Origin of the sequence: Bacillus sp. 1021 (assembly GCF_014534735.1) — a bacterium.
Taxonomy (GTDB): Bacteria; Bacillota; Bacilli; order Bacillales; family Bacillaceae; genus Bacillus; species Bacillus siamensis.
Map to the genome: position 1 here is coordinate 710869 of NZ_JACVSR010000002.1, position 17903 is coordinate 728771.

At 47.9% G+C, this 17903-nt stretch carries 16 protein-coding genes and 1 riboswitch; of the genes, 6 read left to right on the forward strand and 10 right to left on the reverse strand.

Going from position 1 to position 17903, the window contains the following annotated elements; genetic code table 11:
* The first annotated feature begins 15 nt into the window (after window positions 1-15).
* Window positions 16-1731 carry an assimilatory sulfite reductase (NADPH) hemoprotein subunit gene (cysI, locus tag ICW23_RS10250; protein ID WP_188154459.1) on the forward strand — a complete coding sequence of 572 codons (1716 nt, stop codon included), beginning with the start codon at window positions 16-18 and terminating at the stop codon, window positions 1729-1731.
* A 288-nt stretch (window positions 1732-2019) separates the two neighbouring features.
* Complete coding sequence (locus tag ICW23_RS10255) at window positions 2020-4035, forward strand: Na+/H+ antiporter (protein WP_016937937.1); 2016 nt, start codon at window positions 2020-2022, stop codon at window positions 4033-4035.
* A 40-nt stretch (window positions 4036-4075) separates the two neighbouring features.
* Here the strand turns inward: ICW23_RS10255 and ICW23_RS10260 are convergent, their stop codons facing one another.
* Complete coding sequence (locus ICW23_RS10260) at window positions 4076-4561, reverse strand: hypothetical protein (protein WP_016937938.1); 486 nt, start codon at window positions 4559-4561, stop codon at window positions 4076-4078.
* 221 nt (window positions 4562-4782) lie between these two features.
* Between ICW23_RS10260 and ICW23_RS10265 the strand changes: the two genes are divergently transcribed.
* Entirely contained in the window at window positions 4783-5613 is an 831-nt protein-coding gene (locus tag ICW23_RS10265; RefSeq protein ID WP_007410023.1) for an aldo/keto reductase, read from the forward strand.
* A gap of 33 nt (window positions 5614-5646) precedes the next feature.
* On the opposite strand, the gene ICW23_RS10270 is transcribed toward ICW23_RS10265, so the two are convergent.
* The 7 genes from ICW23_RS10270 to modA all read right to left on the reverse strand — a co-directional run bounded on the left by ICW23_RS10270 (window position 5647) and on the right by modA (window position 12278).
* Complete coding sequence (locus tag ICW23_RS10270) at window positions 5647-6792, reverse strand: ABC transporter permease (protein WP_016937939.1); 1146 nt, start codon at window positions 6790-6792, stop codon at window positions 5647-5649.
* A 1-nt stretch (window position 6793) separates the two neighbouring features.
* A complete protein-coding gene (locus tag ICW23_RS10275) occupies window positions 6794-7888 on the reverse strand; it encodes an ABC transporter permease (RefSeq protein ID WP_188154460.1) in 1095 nt (364 codons plus the stop codon).
* A gap of 23 nt (window positions 7889-7911) precedes the next feature.
* The gene (locus ICW23_RS10280) at window positions 7912-8847 is read right to left on the reverse strand and encodes an ABC transporter ATP-binding protein (RefSeq protein ID WP_047477526.1); all 936 of its coding nucleotides are present in this window, start codon (window positions 8845-8847) and stop codon (window positions 7912-7914) included.
* Window positions 8848-8966: 119 nt separating this feature from the next.
* The gene (locus ICW23_RS10285; RefSeq protein ID WP_188154532.1) at window positions 8967-10070 is read right to left on the reverse strand and encodes a sensor histidine kinase; all 1104 of its coding nucleotides are present in this window, start codon (window positions 10068-10070) and stop codon (window positions 8967-8969) included.
* Between the two features lie 5 nt (window positions 10071-10075).
* Window positions 10076-10723 (reverse strand): response regulator transcription factor, encoded by a 648-nt coding sequence (locus tag ICW23_RS10290; protein ID WP_029575311.1) that lies wholly within the window; start codon window positions 10721-10723, stop codon window positions 10076-10078.
* A gap of 93 nt (window positions 10724-10816) precedes the next feature.
* Window positions 10817-11500 (reverse strand): molybdate ABC transporter permease subunit, encoded by a 684-nt coding sequence (gene modB / locus ICW23_RS10295; protein ID WP_016937944.1) that lies wholly within the window; start codon window positions 11498-11500, stop codon window positions 10817-10819.
* The gene (modA, locus tag ICW23_RS10300) at window positions 11481-12278 is read right to left on the reverse strand and encodes a molybdate ABC transporter substrate-binding protein (protein WP_064778627.1); all 798 of its coding nucleotides are present in this window, start codon (window positions 12276-12278) and stop codon (window positions 11481-11483) included. The genes modB and modA overlap by 20 nt, the downstream gene beginning before the upstream one ends.
* Before the next feature lie 117 nt (window positions 12279-12395).
* On the opposite strand from modA, the gene ICW23_RS10305 reads away from it, so the two are divergent.
* On the forward strand, window positions 12396-13322 hold the full coding sequence (locus ICW23_RS10305) for a substrate-binding domain-containing protein (protein WP_188154461.1): 927 nt from the start codon (window positions 12396-12398) through the stop codon (window positions 13320-13322).
* A gap of 29 nt (window positions 13323-13351) precedes the next feature.
* Here ICW23_RS10305 and ICW23_RS10310 read toward each other — a convergent pair whose 3' ends face one another.
* Together ICW23_RS10310 and ICW23_RS10315 are read right to left on the reverse strand one after the other, a co-directional pair.
* Window positions 13352-15208 (reverse strand): LTA synthase family protein, encoded by a 1857-nt coding sequence (locus tag ICW23_RS10310; protein ID WP_188154462.1) that lies wholly within the window; start codon window positions 15206-15208, stop codon window positions 13352-13354.
* Between the two features lie 42 nt (window positions 15209-15250).
* Entirely contained in the window at window positions 15251-15733 is a 483-nt protein-coding gene (locus tag ICW23_RS10315; protein ID WP_016937948.1) for a metal-dependent hydrolase, read from the reverse strand.
* Between the two features lie 183 nt (window positions 15734-15916).
* On the opposite strand from ICW23_RS10315, the gene sspJ reads away from it, so the two are divergent.
* Entirely contained in the window at window positions 15917-16057 is a 141-nt protein-coding gene (sspJ, locus tag ICW23_RS10320) for a small acid-soluble spore protein SspJ (RefSeq protein ID WP_007410034.1), read from the forward strand.
* 122 nt (window positions 16058-16179) lie between these two features.
* A riboswitch (Lysine riboswitch) is annotated at window positions 16180-16361 on the forward strand.
* Window positions 16362-16469: 108 nt separating this feature from the next.
* Window positions 16470-17882, forward strand: a complete 1413-nt coding sequence (locus ICW23_RS10325; protein ID WP_188154463.1) for an amino acid permease — start codon at window positions 16470-16472, stop codon at window positions 17880-17882.
* Window positions 17883-17903: the final 21 nt, after the last annotated feature.

Below are 17903 nucleotides of genomic sequence, written 5' to 3' on the forward strand. Positions count from 1 at the left end.
AGGAGCTTATTCAGCATGGTGAACAACATTTTAAAAGCGCCGGAAGGCCCTCCAAGTGATGTTGAGGAAATTAAAGAAAAAAGTGATTATTTGCGCGGCACATTGAAAGAAGTCATGCTTGACCGGATTTCAGCCGGCATCCCGGACGATGACAACCGGCTGATGAAGCATCACGGCAGCTACCTGCAGGATGACCGCGATCTCCGCAATGAACGTCAGAAACAAAAGCTTGAACCGGCTTATCAATTCATGCTGCGCGTCCGGATGCCAGGCGGCGTGTCAACTCCGGAACAATGGCTTGTCATGGATGAACTGGCGCAAAAATACGGAAACAATACATTAAAGCTGACAACGCGCGAAACGTTCCAAATGCACGGAATTTTAAAATGGAACATGAAAAAAACGATTCAGAAAATCAATGAGGCGCTGCTTGATACCATTGCGGCCTGCGGAGATGTCAACCGAAACGTCATGTGCGCTTCAAATCCGTATCAGTCTGAAATCCATGCGGAAGTGTACGAATGGTCGAAAAAACTGAGTGACGACCTTCTTCCGCGCACGAGAGCCTATCATGAAATCTGGCTTGATGAGGAACGGGTGGCGGGCACTCCTGATACGGAAACGGAACCGATGTACGGGCCGCTGTATTTGCCGCGGAAATTCAAAATCGGAATCGCCGTGCCTCCGTCCAATGATATTGATGTCTTTTCTCAAGATCTCGGCTTCATTGCCATTGTAGAAGAAGGCAGACTGATTGGATTCAACGTGGCAATCGGCGGCGGTATGGGAATGTCGCACGGTGATACGGCCACTTATCCGCAGCTTTCAAAAGTCATCGGCTTCTGCAAACCGGAGCAGCTGTATGATGTAGCGGAAAAAACCATTACGATTCAGCGTGATTACGGAAATCGTTCCGTCAGAAAGAATGCCAGATTTAAATATACTGTTGACCGTCTCGGTCTGGAAAATGTAAAAGCCGAGCTGGAAAACCGCCTCGGCTGGCAGCTGGATGAGGCGAAACCTTATCATTTTGACCATAACGGCGACCGTTACGGATGGGTGAAAGGCGTAAAAGGAACATGGCATTTTACGATGTTTATCGAAGGCGGCCGTGTCACCGACTATGAGAATTATAAGCTGATGACGGGATTACGCGAAATCGCCAAAGTCCATACGGGAGATTTCCGTCTCACCTCTAATCAAAATCTGATTATCGGCAATGTGACGAGCGAGAAAAAGAAACAAATCAGCGCATTAATCGAACAATACGGTCTGACAGACGGCCGGCAGCATTCCGCCCTGCGCCGCAGTTCAATGGCTTGCGTCGCGCTTCCGACATGCGGGCTCGCGATGGCCGAAGCGGAGCGGTATCTGCCGAAGCTGATTGATAAAATTGAAGCCATTGTTGACGAAAACGGTCTGCGGGATGAAGAAATCACCATCCGTATGACTGGCTGCCCGAATGGCTGCGCCCGCCATGCGCTCGGCGAAATCGGATTTATCGGAAAAGCGCCGGGAAAATATAATATGTATTTAGGAGCTGCATTTGACGGCAGCCGTTTAAGCAAAATGTACCGGGAAAATATCGGTGAAGAGGAGATTCTCAGTGAGCTCAGCACCATTCTGCCGCGTTATGCGAAAGAGCGCGAGGAAGGCGAACACTTTGGAGATTTCGTCATCCGTGCGGGCATTATTAAAGCGACAACAGACGGAACGAATTTTCACGAATAAGATGAGCTGCTGAAACAATTTACTGAACAGTAAGAACGCAGCCATGCGAAAAGCCTGTTTTCATAGAAAACAGGCTTTTTCTTTTTTCGGAAAAAAAGTAGCCGAAGGCAAAAAAAGTTCCCCGTGAGCACGTTATGAGAAATTTTAAATAAAAACGGGTAATATAAGAGAAGAATGGTTGTGTGCGGAAAATATACCGGCCCAGCCCGGTAATTGGCTCCGGCCTTTGACAGGGGCCATGAGAACAGGCAATGATGATTCAATGCAGCAGATGAAGGAGGTCATGCTTTGGACATATTTTTAGTCGTACTCGTACTTTTAACCATCATTGCGATCTCCAATATTATAAATCGGTTTGTCCCCTTTATCCCGGTGCCTCTGATTCAGGTGGCGCTCGGTATCATTGCGGCGTCATTTCCGCAGGGGCTTCATTTTGAACTGAATACCGAATTGTTTTTTGTTTTGTTTATCGCTCCGCTGCTTTTTAACGATGGAAAACGGACGCCGCGTGCGGAACTTTGGAACTTAAGAGCTCCGATTCTGCTTCTCGCACTCGGGCTCGTGTTTGCCACGGTCATTGTCGGCGGTTACACCATTCATTGGATGATTCCGAGCATTCCGCTGGCCGCCGCGTTCGGGCTGGCGGCGATCCTGTCACCGACTGACGTTGTTGCGGTCAGCGCGCTGTCAGGGCGTGTGAAGATGCCAAAAGGCATTCTGCGTCTCCTTGAAGGAGAGGGGCTGATGAATGACGCATCCGGCCTGGTCGCTTTTAAATTTGCGATTGCGGCAGCCGTGACGGGCGCATTTTCGCTGGCGCAAGCCGCGTTCAGCTTTGTCTTGATTTCAGCCGGCGGTTTACTCAGCGGTGTCGTCATTTCTTTTTTGATTATCCGTTTCCGGCTGTTTTTGCGCCGCCTCGGCATGCAGGATGTCACGATGCATATGCTGATTCAAATTCTGACGCCGTTTGTCATTTATCTGGCGGCTGAAGAAATCGGCGTTTCCGGCATTTTAGCGGTTGTGGCCGGCGGCATTACGCATGCGGTGGAGCAGGATCGTCTTGAATCAACGATGGTCAAACTGCAAATCGTCTCTTCAAGTACGTGGAATATTATTTTGTTCATTCTTAACGGTCTTGTTTTCGTCATATTAGGAACGCAAATACCGGATGTGGTTTCTGTTATTTTTAATGATACCGCGTTTAACAATATGATGGTCATCGGGTACATTATCGTCATTACGCTGACGTTAATGATTCTCAGATTTTTGTGGGTGCTGTTTTTTTGGAACGGCAAGTGGTTTTTTAACAAGGATCAGAGCATTTATAAGCCCGGCCTGCGCTCAACGCTGCTGATTTCAGTTTCAGGCGTCAGGGGAGCGGTCACGCTTGCGGGTTCCTTTTCCATTCCGTACGTGCTCTCCGACGGCTCGCCGTTTCCTGAACGGAATTTGATTCTCTTTTTAGCCGCAGGCGTTATTTTGTGCACATTGGTGCTGGCGACAATCGTACTGCCGATTCTGACTGATAAGCCGGAAGACAATGCGAAAGAGAAGAAAGTCAAATTGCTGACAGCGAGACGGAAGCTGATAAAGGCTGCTTTATCGGCCATCAAAGAAAATATGAATGAGACAAACAAAACGGCTTCTTTTGCGGTCATTGCCGAATACAATGAGAAAATGAAAAATCTCAGGTTTCAGCAGTTCACCGTAAAAAACCGCACGAAAAAAGATGAGCGGAAAGTCCGCGCCCAAGGGATACAGGCTGAACAGGAAGAACTGCTCCGGCTGATTGAGCGGGGCGACATCCCGGAAGAAACGGCTGACAGCCTCCAGGAACGGTTCGATGAGCTGGAAGTGCTGTATACGAATCCGTTTAAAGTCGGCCTATCTAAGAAAAAGCTGAAACGCCTGATGTACTGGATCTTTTTCGGTGAACAAAAAAAGCCGGAAATGTCGATTTTAAATGAAGAAGGCCTCATCCGCGCTACAAGGGTTAAAACGGCCAAAGCGGCGATTGAAAGCCTGAAAAAACACATGACCGAAGAAAATAAAGATGTGACGCTTGCCGTCATTTCCTTTTACAATCACCTGATTTTCAGGCTGGGGCACTCGTATCACGAACAGAATCCGAGCCGCCGTTTTGAAAATCAAAAACTTGAGATCAAACTGCGGGCCGTGCAGGCCATCCGCAACGAAATCCAAACATTATTCGAAGAGCGGGAAATCTCCCGCGACATGTCACATGAGCTTCGCCAATACATCAATGATGTGGAAGCGGCGATGCTTGACGGAGATGAATAAATGAAAAAAGTCCGGCATCTGTGTGCCGGACTTTTTTTGATTACGGACGATGGAATTCGACGTGATCGCCGTCGCGGTCAAACCAGCCTCTGAAGGCCCAGTTGATCCAGCCGCCATCGCCTTTGTTGGTGAAGCTTCCGTCTTCAAACACCCAAATGCCGTATGTGATGCCGTCATAAACGGCGGAACCGTAAAACTGAACGCCGTTAAAATGATCTTCATATTCCTGGCTTAAATTAAACACCATGACATTATATTTTTGTCCTGAAGCGTAGAATGAAGATTCCATTAAGTTTTTGACGAAGCCGTCACGGTTTTGCGCCGACTTAATCGCGTCAGCAATCGAATTGCCGATGCCGAGCAGGTCAACATCAATGTTTAAACCGACATCTTTTGCGGAGACATCTGACTTTTGCTGTGCCATGTTTTGAGGGACCGGGTTTTCTTTTGCGGATACAAAGGACAGAGGAGTCAGGGACAAAGCGGCGCCAAGGGCAACGGACATTGGGATGCGTATACGTTTCATCGTATTTCCTCCTTCGATTGTTTGGTGGCTACATTAGCGATTTACCCGGTCAGTTACCGGGCTAACCGGATTTTTTGAAAAATAGGAAAATAATAACGTTAGTGGTACCGGAGTACTAAAGATGGTTTCTGTTATAACGATGAGCGTATAATTGGTTTCTTACGGCGGAAATGTGAGATAATAATAACCGTTTACATAATGACTAGAAAGGATGGTTCAACGTGGCAAAAAGCTTAAAAGATACTGTAAAGCTTCATAATGGCGTTGAAATGCCGTGGTTCGGCCTTGGCGTATTTAAGGTGGAAAACGGAAGCGTAGCGGCGGACTCTGTCGAAGCGGCAATCAGAAATGGCTACCGCAGCATTGATACGGCGGCAATTTATAAAAATGAAGAGGGCGTCGGCGAAGGCATCAGAGCTGCGGGCGTTGCCAGAGAAGAGCTGTTCATCACGTCAAAAGTGTGGAATGAAGATCAAGGATACGAAACGACACTTGACGCGTTTGAGAAAAGCCTTGAGCGCCTCGGCCTCGATTACCTCGACCTATACCTGATTCATTGGCCGGGCAAGGATAAATATAAAGACACATGGCGCGCTCTTGAAAAGCTGTACAAAGACGGCAAAATCCGCGCGATCGGTGTCAGCAACTTCCAAGTGCATCACTTAGAAGAACTGCTGAAAGATGCTGAGATCAAGCCGATGGTCAACCAGATAGAATTCCACCCGCGCCTGACTCAAAAAGAAGTAAGAGATTTTTGCAAAGCGCAGGGCATTCAAGTGGAAGCATGGTCTCCATTGATGCAGGGACAGCTCTTGGATAACGAAGTGCTGTCACAAATTGCGGAAAAACATAACAAATCGGTCGCTCAAGTGATTTTGCGCTGGGATCTTCAAAACGAAGTCGTTACCATTCCGAAATCCATTAAAGAGCACCGCATCATAGAAAATGCCGATATTTTTGATTTCGAACTGTCACAGGAAGAAATGGAAAAGATCAGCGCCTTGAACAAAGATGAGCGTGTCGGCCCGAACCCGGACGAGCTTCTGTTCTAAGAAAAAAACAGCCCTTTGCGGGGCTGTTTTTCTTTACATAAATGTCTGTGTCTGCCGTTTTACGCTGAATCTGTATGCGGCTATTAATAACAGGGCGGCGGCGAAGGCTCCCAAAATGATGATGTTCAGCGTCAGGCTTTGGAGCGTGCGGCCGTGCTGCAATTGATCTACCGTATCAAGCACCCAGCGCTGAGGCAGAAATTCGGCGATTGTCTGCACTGTTTTCGGCATAATATTGCCCGGAAAAAAGCAGCCGGCGAGCAAGCATGTCGGCACGACGATCAAATTCAAAAGCGCCGATGCCGAAGCGCTGCTGTTAGAAAAACCGACGGCAATAAAGGCGATCCCGATTGCGCTTAATGCAAACAGCATCATCAGAACGAACAGCTGCCACAGCGGGAATGACGGATGAATATGAAAAGCGGCGCCCATAAAGAGAACGGCGAATAGAATTTGGACGGCCATGATAATGATATTCACCGCCGCGTTTGCCAATACATACTGCTTTGACGTGATCGGCGTTGACAGAAGTCTGTAGTACGTTCTGTTTTCTCTTTCTTTAATCATCAGTTCCGTCAGGTTGCCGGCGGAATAGAGCATAATGATAATGAGATACCCGATGACTGAGTAAGTCATCTCTTTATGATTCGAAGTATCTTGTAAAACAGCGGACTCCGTTTGAATCGGAGAATGCTTGAAATCGGCGTACATCGCCTGAAAGGCTTTCTCATCTCCGCCGGAAGATTTGCCGATTGAGGCGGCGCTGTTTATATAATTGTACAGATAAGAGCTGACATATCCGGTGACCTGGGCGCCTTTCAGCGAGGTCATGCCGATGTGAGCCGGTTTTCCGTCTTTTACACTTTGGGAAAAGCCTTTTTCAAACGTAACCAGCGCTTCCATTTTTCCCGATGCGATCTTGGATGAGGCTGATGCAGCCGTTTCCTCCGAAACTTTCACATGATCCAGTCCTTTTAAAAACGTGACCGTATCCTGTGCTACTTCACCGCCGTCTTGATTGAGAATGCCGATATTGAGCGTTTCGGCTCCGCCGTTGGCATTGGACATGAAGGAGAGAAAGACGCCGATCAGCGGAGCCCCGATATAAAGAATGAGCTGTTTTTTGCTTTTTGTGATTCCTTTGAGCGTGTGTATAAACAGCCACCAGAAGTTTTTCATTTTACAGTCCCTCCCGTCTTTGAAACGTAACCGCGGCAATCAGCAAAAAGAGCGCCGCTAATGCTGTGTTTAAACCAATTGCGGGCCAGGCGGCCGATACGTCATTTGCGTATATGATGTTGTTAATCGCCTTATTGATCCAGGATAAGGGCGACAGGGAGGAAATTCCTCCGCCTTCATATTTATAATAGGCGCCGCCGATAATGGCCATCACTTGAACGATGATGACGGTGATTAATCTGGCGCTTTCTGGTTTTTTGGTCAAATAGCTCAGGCTGAGCCCGAAGCTGACGGCCAAAAGAATTTCAGAGGCGAGAATCAAAAGCACAAGTCCCATGTGGCTGCCCCAATCGGCTTTTAAAATAAATTTGCTGAAGGCGACAACGGCAAGGATTGTCAGTACGTTCACAGCCATAATGCCGAGCATCTTTCCGAGAAAGATATCGCTTTTCCGGAGCGGAGCGGCAATCAGGCGATCGGCTGTGTGGCGTATTCTTTCCCCGCGGAACAAGGTGCTTGCAAAAATCGAGGCGTACAGCCCGATCATCGTCGTCATGGACACCGCGTAAAAATCTTTCGCTTTCGGTTCCTTCGCTTTGTTTAAAGACGTCTGCTTCATATAATCGCTTTTTATTTGTCCGGCGGAAGGTGCCTTATGCGCCTTGTATGCGGCGGCGCCTGCTTTGTATTGGTTGGTAAAAGCGGTCAGCATGCCTTGGACGATCGTGCCGTTCATACCGCTCCGGTCATTTGTATAAACTTGAAAACCGCTGTTTTTGACAGTGACGAAAGCATCCGCCTGATTTTCACGAACGTCGTTTTTGCCTTTTGCCTCCGTGTCCGCTTTTTGAAAATAGACATGCTCTTTTTTTGCGGCTTTCATAAACTCAGTAAAATGATGAGAAAGCGATCCGTTTGACTGGTCCGTATATTCGACCTTGATGTGTCCGACCGTCACCTCTGAATCAAAGGCGTTTGATAATGCCGCAGAGAGAATCATCATAAAGACGATCGGAAAAGCAAGCATGAAAATAAAGGTCCGTCTGTCACGGAAACTGATTTTGATTTCTTTCCCGGCGATGTGCAGAATATTCATTTGCAATCCTCCTTTCAGTTGGGTCAGTCGCGCAGGCTTCTGCCTGTCAGAGTGAGAAACACCGTTTCTAAGTCAGGGGCCTGTTCCTGTAAAGAGCGGATTTCAATTCCTTTGTCCATGAAGTACCGGATCAGGCGGTTTAAATTGTTGACCCCTGTGTCAGAGCTGATTTTCACGCTGTTTTCTTCCAGTGCGGCGGCTCTGACGCCGGGAAGATCCTGAATATCGCCGAGGCTGATGCCGTTTCCGGATGACAGCTCAATGACGACGTCCTTTGTGTCGGTAATGATGGAGGTAAGCTGTTCCTTTGTGCCTTCTGCGATGACTTTCCCGTGGTCAATGATGGCGATGCGCGTGCATATTTCTTCAACTTCCTCCATGTAGTGGCTCGTGTAGATGATCGTGCAGCCCATTTCATTCAGCTTTTTCACTGATTGCAGAATATAATTTCTTGATTGCGGGTCAATGCCGACCGTCGGTTCATCCATGATGATCAGTTTCGGCCGGTGGGCAAGGGCGCAGGCAATATTGAGCCGGCGTTTCATTCCGCCGGAAAAATGCTTCGGGAGATATTTATGTTTATCGCTCAAGCCGACGAATGTCAGGGCTTCCTCGACCCGTTCTTTTAAAACCGCCCCTCTCAGCCCGTACAGCCCGGCGAAGAACTTCACATTTTCATAGGCGTTTAATTCTTCGTAAATGGCGAGGTCCTGGGGGACGATGCCGATATTCATTTTCACGGCTTTGCTGTGTTTGAAAATATCTTTTCCGAGAAACAGAATGTCTCCGCCAGAAGGCTTTAAAAGGCCTGAGATCATGTTGATGGCCGTGCTTTTTCCGGCTCCGTTTGCGCCGAGAAACCCGAAAATCTCACCTTCTTTTACAGCAAGCGACATTTGGTCAACGGCGGCATAATCGCCGAATTTCTTACTCAGCTGTTTGAGCTCCAAAATGTTCATGTTTCCACCTCTATGTCTTATGATGCTCTAATTATAAAAAAAAGAATGAACGGCCGTTAGTGCAGCTGTTCATTCCTTTGACATGAGAATCCTCATATTTTTCACATGAAAACATTCACTTATTCAATAGGCAGTAATGTCGTGACGGAAAAACCCGCCGTGCCGTCAAAAATGACGGTTCCGTGCAGGGCGGCGGCCCGTTCTTCCATCCCGAGCATGCCGAGGCCTTTTTTAAAGCGGACGGCGCCGTTTCCGTTATCTTTCACTTCCGCTTTCACGGCTTTATTCAGCACTTGAATATCAATGGAAATCTGTGCGGCATCGGCGTATTTCATCGCATTGGTCAAAGCTTCGGTTACGTTTTCCTGAATGACTTTCCAATGCATCTGCGTCAGCCTGTCCAAATCGCCTTGATGCGTAAACGGAACCGGCATGCCGTTTTTAGCCGAAAATTCATCAATAAATATTCTTAATCGGTGAATGCCCATTTGTTCAGCGGGCGGTTTCATATTTTTCAGCGTAATGCGGATATCTTCTATGCCCTCTTTGGAAATCGTAATGGCGTTTTGAAGCAGTTCAGCCGCTTTGTCCGGACGGGAGCCGAGCATCCGCTTTGCCGCTTCCATCTGAATGAGCGCGCCGGTCATGGAATGGCCGATTTTGTCATGGATGGCTTGGGACAATCTGTTTCTTTCCTCGAGTTTGCCGGTATACTCCGATTGTTTGATATATTCTGTGCTGCTGTGCAGCTGTTTCGTCAGCTTTTCAATGCTTGCCCGCATGCTGTCTGACTGCTCCTCATATGTCTTCAGCCGATCGTTTGACCGGGCGGCCAAAACGAAAATCGCCAGACAGAACAAGGTCATGACGGTATACGTCGGAAGATCGCCGTACGGGATGAAAAAAAACGGCAAAAACACGAGCAGGCAGCACACATAGCGGTGAACCGGATATTCGGCAAGAACGGCAAAAATGGCGGGCGGCAAAAGAAACAGGAACGCCGGATGGCCTCCGGCGGAAAGCGAGGCGGTCAATGCCAGCGTCATGAGGGTGATCCCGCGCCTCCAAGCGGTCGGCCTGATCATGCAGACCGCAATGCCCAGACACAGATAAAGCAGCAGAAACAAGACGGCGTACGGCATGTAATGGCGGTCGGCCGATACGAACAAAAAGGCCGTATAAAAAATGACGATCAGTCTGCTCATCAGCATCCAAAAATCCATACCGTTCAACGCTCGTTATCCACCTTCCCGGTGATATAATAAATCGCGATCTGCGTTCTGTGCTCAAGACCCGTTTTCCCTAAAATAGATGAAATATAATTGGCCGTCGTCCCTTCAGAAATGAAAAGCTGTTTTGAAATTTCTCTGTTCGACAGTCCTTTCGCAATAAGCGACATGATGCTGAGCTCTCTTTCAGTAAACTGGCTTTCATCAATCTGATGCGCGGCTTCTGCCGGCCGGAAAAGGCTGTCTTTTATTTTATCCAGCACGGTGTCCTGAAGGATGCTGTGCCCGTTGAAGACGCTTTTGATCGCATCGCGGATCCGTTCCGGCTCGGTATTTTTTAATAAATATCCTTTTGCGCCGTTTTTAATCGCTTCTAAAATATACTCGTCGTCGTCAAATGTCGTCAGGATCATCGGCTTCGTATCCGTTTCCTCCGCGATCCGTTTTGCGGCTTCGACGCCGTTCATCACCGGCATGCGAACGTCCAATAAGGCGATATCGACGGGATTGTGTTTACAATACTCTGCCGCCTCTAATCCGTTTTCCAGCGTTGCCGATACTGTAAATTCCTCATATGTATGCAAAATGATTTTCATTCCTTCTCTGATGAAAGAATTATCATCCGCGATAATGACATTAATTTTCATAACCGCACCCTTTGTGTGTTTTTGTTTCATTATATACCATCCAATTTTAAATCAAAAAGCCTCCCGGCGAAATGTGGTCGGAAGGCGGATCGGTCAAGCCGGTTTTTTCAGTTGGATGAAAAACAGCATCAGAAAAGAAATCATCATAATACAGATCACCCACACCCAAGCGAGTGTTTCATTGCCGGAATCCATCGCGACGTAAATCGCTGTTGGCAGTGTTTGGGTGACGCCCGGGATATTCCCCGCAAACATTAAAGTCGCCCCGAATTCACCGAGCGCCCTTGCGATACTGAGAATGCTTCCGGTCAAAAGGGACGGAAAGGCAAGCGGGACGGAAATGCGGGTAAATACCTGCCATCTGCCGGCTCCGTCTACTTTCGCCGCTCCTTCGATGTCAGGATCAACCGCGGCGAAACCCGTTTTGGCAGACTGATACATAAGCGGGAAGGCGACAATGGCCGAAGCGATTACCGCGGCCCACCACGTGAAAATGACAGGCTGGTGAGTAATCCGCTCGATCGCCCGGCCGATAAAGCTGTGTTTCCCGAAAATGATAATGAGGATGAAGCCGACAACGGTAGGCGGAAGAACGAGCGGGAGCATAAACAGAGTCTCTAAAGCCGTTTTTCCGGGAAATCGCGCTTTCGCCATCCAGGCGCCTGCAAGCGTTCCGAGAATGATGACGGCGATGCCCGAAGCCAAAGCCACCTCAAAAGACAATACGACTGGGGTGAAAAATTCCGAAGCCGTAATGTTACTTGGCAGTAAATCCATATTTCTTAAACACTTTCATCGCTGCATCTGACTGCAGATACTGATAAAACGCTTCTGCTTCTTTACGGTGCTTTGTATCCTTGACGATGCCTAGCGGGTACACGATCGGATCGTGTGTTTTCGCCGGTGCTTCATCGGTGATTTTCACCTTTTTCGAAATGAGAGCGTCTGTTTTATAGACAAGCCCGGCATCGACATTTCCGGTTTCAACATAAGAAAGCACCTGGCGGACGTCTTTTGCATAGACGACTTTATCTTTTACCTTGTCCCACAGGGATAATTTAGTCAATGACTGTTTGGCGTATTGCCCGGCCGGAACGGATTCAGGCGTGCCGAGCGCGATTTTTTCCGTGCTGTCTTTTTTCAGGTCATTCAGATGTGTAAGGTGTGCGCTGTTTTTCTCGGGCACGATCATGACCAGATCGTTTTTCAAAAGGTCCGTGCTGTCCTTTTTGTCGATATCGCCGTCATGGACAAGCTTTTCGAATTTATCTTCGGCTGCCGAGAAGAATAAATCAGCTCCCGCGCCTTGGGAAATTTGTTTTTGCAGTGTGCCTGATGATCCGAAGTTGTCTTGGATGGCAACGTTTGAATGTGATTTTTCGTAGTTGGTTTGGATTTCTTTAAGCGCGTCCTGAGCGCTGGCCGCTGCGGAAACGGTCAGCGTTACTTTTTCGTTTTGTCCGCCTTTGGCCGATTGTCCGGATGAGCAGCCCGCAGTTGCGAGGAAAACGCCCATAACCGCAGTTGTGAATAGTGTCGCTTTCTTTTTCAACATTGTGCACCCCTTATAACTGAATATCATTAGATAAAACTAATTATAACGTAATTGTACGTGAGGGTGCGGTTTTTTTTCAATATCTGAACCGTTATAATAAAAACGGAGCGTGATAATATGACAGAAGCCACTTCCTATACAATAGAAGAAGTTGCGGGCCTTTTGAAGGTCTCAAAACTGACAGTATATGATTTGATAAAAAAAGGACTCATTTCGGCGTACAGGGTCGGAAGACAGATGAGGGTCGATGAAGAGGACTTGAAACAATATAAAGCAAATATGAGGATGTCTAAAGAGCCATCAGCAGCCAAGGAGGCTGATCCGCCCCGCAGGCCGGAGCCGGAAAAAAGGCAGTCTGTTATCATCAGCGGCCAGGATGTGTCGATGGATCTCCTCAGTAAACAGCTGGAACAAAAGATACAGGCGTCCCCGCTCCGCAAGTACAGCGGCAGCTTAAACAGCTTGATCGAGATGTACCGGGGAGCCTGCGACATCGTCAGTCTGCATCTGTATGATGGGGAGACGGGGGAGTATAACATCCCGTATGTGAAGCGCATTCTTTCAGGAGAGCCGTTTGCGCTCTTTCATGTTGTGCTTCGGCAGGCCGGATTATACGTGAAAAAGGGCAATCCGCTGAACATTCAGGGCTTTCAGGATTTGAGCAGAAAGGATGTCCGTATCGTCAATCGCGAAAAAGGATCAGGCGCGAGGGTGCTGCTTGATGAACAGCTCAGATCATTCGGCATCAAGCCGTCTGATGTCGCCGGATATCATGACATTGTCACGGATCATCTGTCAGCGGCTTCACAAGTATCAAGCGGCAAGGCGGATATCGGAGTCGGGTCGCAGCATGCGGCGTATATGGCAGGCACGGACTTTATCCCGGTGATCAGGGAGCAGTACGATGTGGTCGTCTTAAAACAAAACCGGGAGCTTGTTCAAAGCGTGCGGGACGTTCTTAATTCTGAGGAATTCAAGTCTCAGCTTTCTCAATTATCCGGATATGATACGAAAATGACCGGTCGGCTCATATATGAAACATAAAAAACCCCTCCAATGACGGAGGGATTTTTTTATTGTTTGTAAAACCGCAGCAGGTCGCCGTTTAATATTTTATCGGAGAGCATCAGTTCTTGTTCCGCTTTTTCTTTCTCATCGCTGCATGCGCCCATGTCAGAAAGCGGTTCGCCCGTTTTGCGGCTGTAACACGTATTTTTCGTATAAATATGATCATTCGTGATAAAGCTGCCGTTTCTCAGCACAGCAAACGGAGTCCGCTCTTTGGAAAACAGGTCATTGCCGAACTGAATGCTGCCTTTCGTTTCAATGCCGAGCAGGTGAAGCAGCGTCGGTCTTACATCTACCTGTCCCGCGGCGGAAGCGATCGTTTCCGGCTCACGGTCGGTCACCCCGGGAATATGAATGATAAACGGCACGCGCTGAAGCTGAACCGTATCAAACGGCGTAATTTCTTCTTTTCCCAAGAATTCGGCAAGTCCTTTATTGTGGGCTTCGGATATGCCGTAATGATCTCCCATCAGGACGATCATCGCGTTGTCATACAGCCCTTCTTTTTTCAGCTTGTTGAAAAAGTGTTTTAGCGCCTCATCTTCATAGCGGACCGTCGTCACATAACGGTTTAACAAATCACTGCTTGTGTCCGGTTCCTCAATGAGCTGATCCTGTTTATCAATTTCAAAAGGAAAATGGTTGGTCAAAGTCAGCAGGCTTGCGTAAAACGGCTGCGGAAGCTTCTTTAATTTTTCCGCTGACTGTTCGAGAAACTCCTTGTCCTTCAGGCCCCAGCCCGTTGAATTTCCCGGTGTCACCTTAAATTCATCCGCATCGAAAAAACGGTCGATGCCGAATGCCCCGTACATCTCATCCCGGTTCCAAAAGGCCTTATGATTGGCATGCAGAACGGCCGAATAGTACTGATGGTCTTTTAACGTATGGTACAGCGTATTGAACCGATTGCCGCTTTTTGTGAAAAAAACGGCGCCGCTTGAAGACGGATACAGCGAATTCGCAGTAATAAATTCTGAATCTGAGGTTTTTCCCTGTTCGGTCTGCTGATAAAAATGAGTGAAGTCATAGCTTTTTTTCCGCAGCTTATTCATAAACGGGGTAATCTCCCGCCCGTTGACCCGTTCATCCATCACAAAACGCTGTGTTGATTCAAGCGTGACAAAAATCACATTACGCCCTTTAGCAAGCCCGAATTTTGCATCGGACGGGCGGCTGTAGTCGGCTTGGGTGTAGTTCGCGACCGCCGCAAGACTGTCTTCGTCGGCAAACGCTTTAGCCCCTGCATTCAGCGTCTGCGAAATGGTGTCATACAAATGAAAGTGGAACAGGCCGATTCCTTTTACGAGCGCTTCACGATCAAAAGGATGCCTGAACAGCTTCGGCTGCTGGGCCTCAGACAGCGCAAGGTTGCACAGCATGAGGCCGGCTGATGCCCACGCATACGCTTTAACAGTCCGGGCGCCCGCTTTTCCCTTACCGGCTTTATGCTTTCCCGCTAGGTAAAACAGAACCGCAATATCCGCGAATAAAGCGATATACAGCGGGTGAAACAGCTCTTGGACGCTGCTTCCCATATCGCCCATATTGCTTGCCTGAAACAAAACCGGTATGGTGATAAAATCAATATAAAACCCGTAAAACACCGTATTCGCAATTAAAATCCCCGTCAGCATCACATTCGCCGAAAGCAGAAAGATCCGCTGCTTTTTTTCCGTCAGCAGCAGGCCAATGCCGAACAGCGGCACAATAAAGCTCAGCGGGTTAATGAGAAGCAGACATTCCTCAAGAACAGAATTGTTCTGCAGATCAAAACCGAGCTTGTAAACGACGTATGTTTTTATCCACATGAACAGGATGGACAGGCATAAAAACCGATGATTGCTGAAAAAGGATTTCTTCATATGTATGACTCCTCACCCTAAAAGCGAAAAGACGCTTTTTGTTTAAGAGATGCGGCCGTGAACCAATTCGTATAAATAATAGCAGGATACAATCGTTAACCCGGCCAGCACAAGCTGCTCCGAAAAGCTCCCCGTCCTCATATAAAGGGGAAGACGGAAGCGGATGGTTGACGGAAACAGCAGTTTAATGCCGTTGACGGTCCATGCGTCAAGCACAAGGTGGCTTGCCATTCCGATCATCAGTCCGGCGGAGATGCTTGGATTCGGGATATAGGCTGCCGTGATGAAAAACATAATAAGCATAAACAGCAGACTGTGTGTAAACGTTCTGTGGCCGAACACCGTGCTTACGATTTTGGACAGAACGGGCAGTGTTCTGCCGATTTTGCTTTTCGTATGGCATATATCGGGAATCAGCGCCCCGAGGGCACCCGCGGAGGTCATAAGGACCGGATCATACCCGTAATAATACGCAATTGCGGAACAAGAAGCGATGCCTCCCATGATGTGTGTTTTTCCTGTCATTTTTCGCTTCTCCTTTTTATTTTTGCCAAAATCCCCTGAATTACAAATATATCAAGAGAATGCATGTTTGATCAACAAACTTTACCTGTTCCGCCAAAAGGAAGGAGGATCGGATTCCGCATATTCTGCCGCGGAAAAAGACACATTATAGGTGTACCTATATTTGATAAAGAGGTGATACAGATGGCTTTCTTTAACAAAGAAAAAGGCAAAAACAGCGATAAAAACAAAAACGTCATTCAAGGTGCGCTTGAGGACGCCGGTGCAGCTTTGAAAGACGATCCGCTTCAAGAAGCTGTTCAAAAGAAAAAAAACAACCGCTGACCATATAAAACGGGTAGGGCGAATGCTCTATCCGTTTTCCGTCTAATTTTTCCCTTTGACAGATCTTTTTATCTCTGATAACCTCTGAGTAGAATTGAATGATAAAAATCCTCACTCTTTCTCGGTGAGGTAGAGGTTGCGCTTGATGATGAGTCGCACATGCCAGGCTGATAAGGGGCCGCAAAACATGTGTTAAAGGCATCAGCGCCGAAGTGTAAAGAAAGCCGATCCTTCTTTATGCTGGGACTGTATCTGAATAAGTGCAGGACTGCCGCGTGCTTTTTCGCGGAGGGCTATCCGGAGATCAAGGGTGTGTGTTTCTTTAAGCATGGACTTTTGTTCAGGCTTTTTTTGCGTGTAAATATGGTCTCGGGGTCTGGTCCGTACGAATGAACAACCAGGAGGTACAGGAATGGAACAGACGAAAAAATGGGGTTTTTGGTTATTAACGGCATTTGTCGTAGGAAATATGGTAGGCTCGGGCATCTTTTCCCTTCCGAGCACGCTCGCAAAAATCGCGAGTCCGTTCGGCGCTACATCGGCATGGCTTTTGACGGGAGCCGGTGTGTTAATGATCGCGCTTGTCTTCGGTCACTTATCCATCCGCAAGCCTGAGCTGACGGCGGGGCCGCAAAGCTATGCGAGAGCGCTGTTCAGCGATCGGAAAAAAGGGAACGCAGCCGGATTCACGATGGTGTGGGGCTACTGGGTTGCGAGCTGGATCAGCAACGTGGCGATCATCACCAGCCTTGCCGGATATTTAACTTCTTTTTTCCCGATTTTAACGGATAAGCGTGAAATGTTTTCAATCGGCGGCCAGGCGGTTACACTTGGCCAGCTGCTGACGTTTGCCGTATGTACGGTTTTATTATGGGGCACTCACACGATTCTCGTTTCCAGCATGAACGGTGCGAGTAAATTAAATTTCGTTACGACGTTTTCAAAAGTATTAGGATTTATCTTTTTTATCATTGCAGGTTTGTTTGTGTTTCAAACGTCGTTTTTCGATCATTTTTATTTTCCGGTTCAAACAGGTCCTCATACGGTTGAGGGAATCGGCGGTCAGGTCCACAATGCGGCGATTTCAACATTATGGGCGTTCGTCGGAATTGAATCGGCAGTCATCTTATCCGGGCGCGCCCGTTCGCAGCGCGACGTGAAACGCGCCACCATTACCGGCTTATTGATTGCGCTCAGCATCTATATCATCGTGACATTGATTACGATGGGCGTGCTTCCGCATGGTAAGCTTGTCGGCTCGGAAAAACCGTTTGTTGACGTATTATACGCGATCGTCGGCAATGCGGGAAGCATCATCATGGCGATTTTGGCGATCCTCTGTCTGTTCGGGACGATGCTCGGCTGGATTCTTCTCGGCTCTGAAGTTCCGTATCAAGCCGCGAAATCAGGAGACTTTCCCGCTGCTTTTGCAAAAACGAATAAACAGGGCAGCCCGGTTGTGTCGTTAATCGTCACGAACGTGATGTCACAGATCTTTATCTTTTCGGTTATTTCCCGGACAATCAGTGACGCGTTTACGTTTTTAACAACGGCGGCGACACTCGCTTATCTGATTCCGTATCTCGTATCTGCGTTTTACAGCCTGAAGCTCGTGCTGACGGGTGAAACGTATGACGAAATCAAGGGTTCAAGAGTGAAGGACGGTTTCATCGCTATCCTTGCCTGCATCTATTCTTTTTACGTCATTATTACGGGAACGGCCGATTTAACGACCTTTATTCTCGGGATCGGGCTGTTTTTCGTCGGTTTGCTGTTATATCCTTTCGTTTCAAAGAAATTTGCAAACAACAGACAACCCGTATAAAAAAAAAGACATCTCACGTCT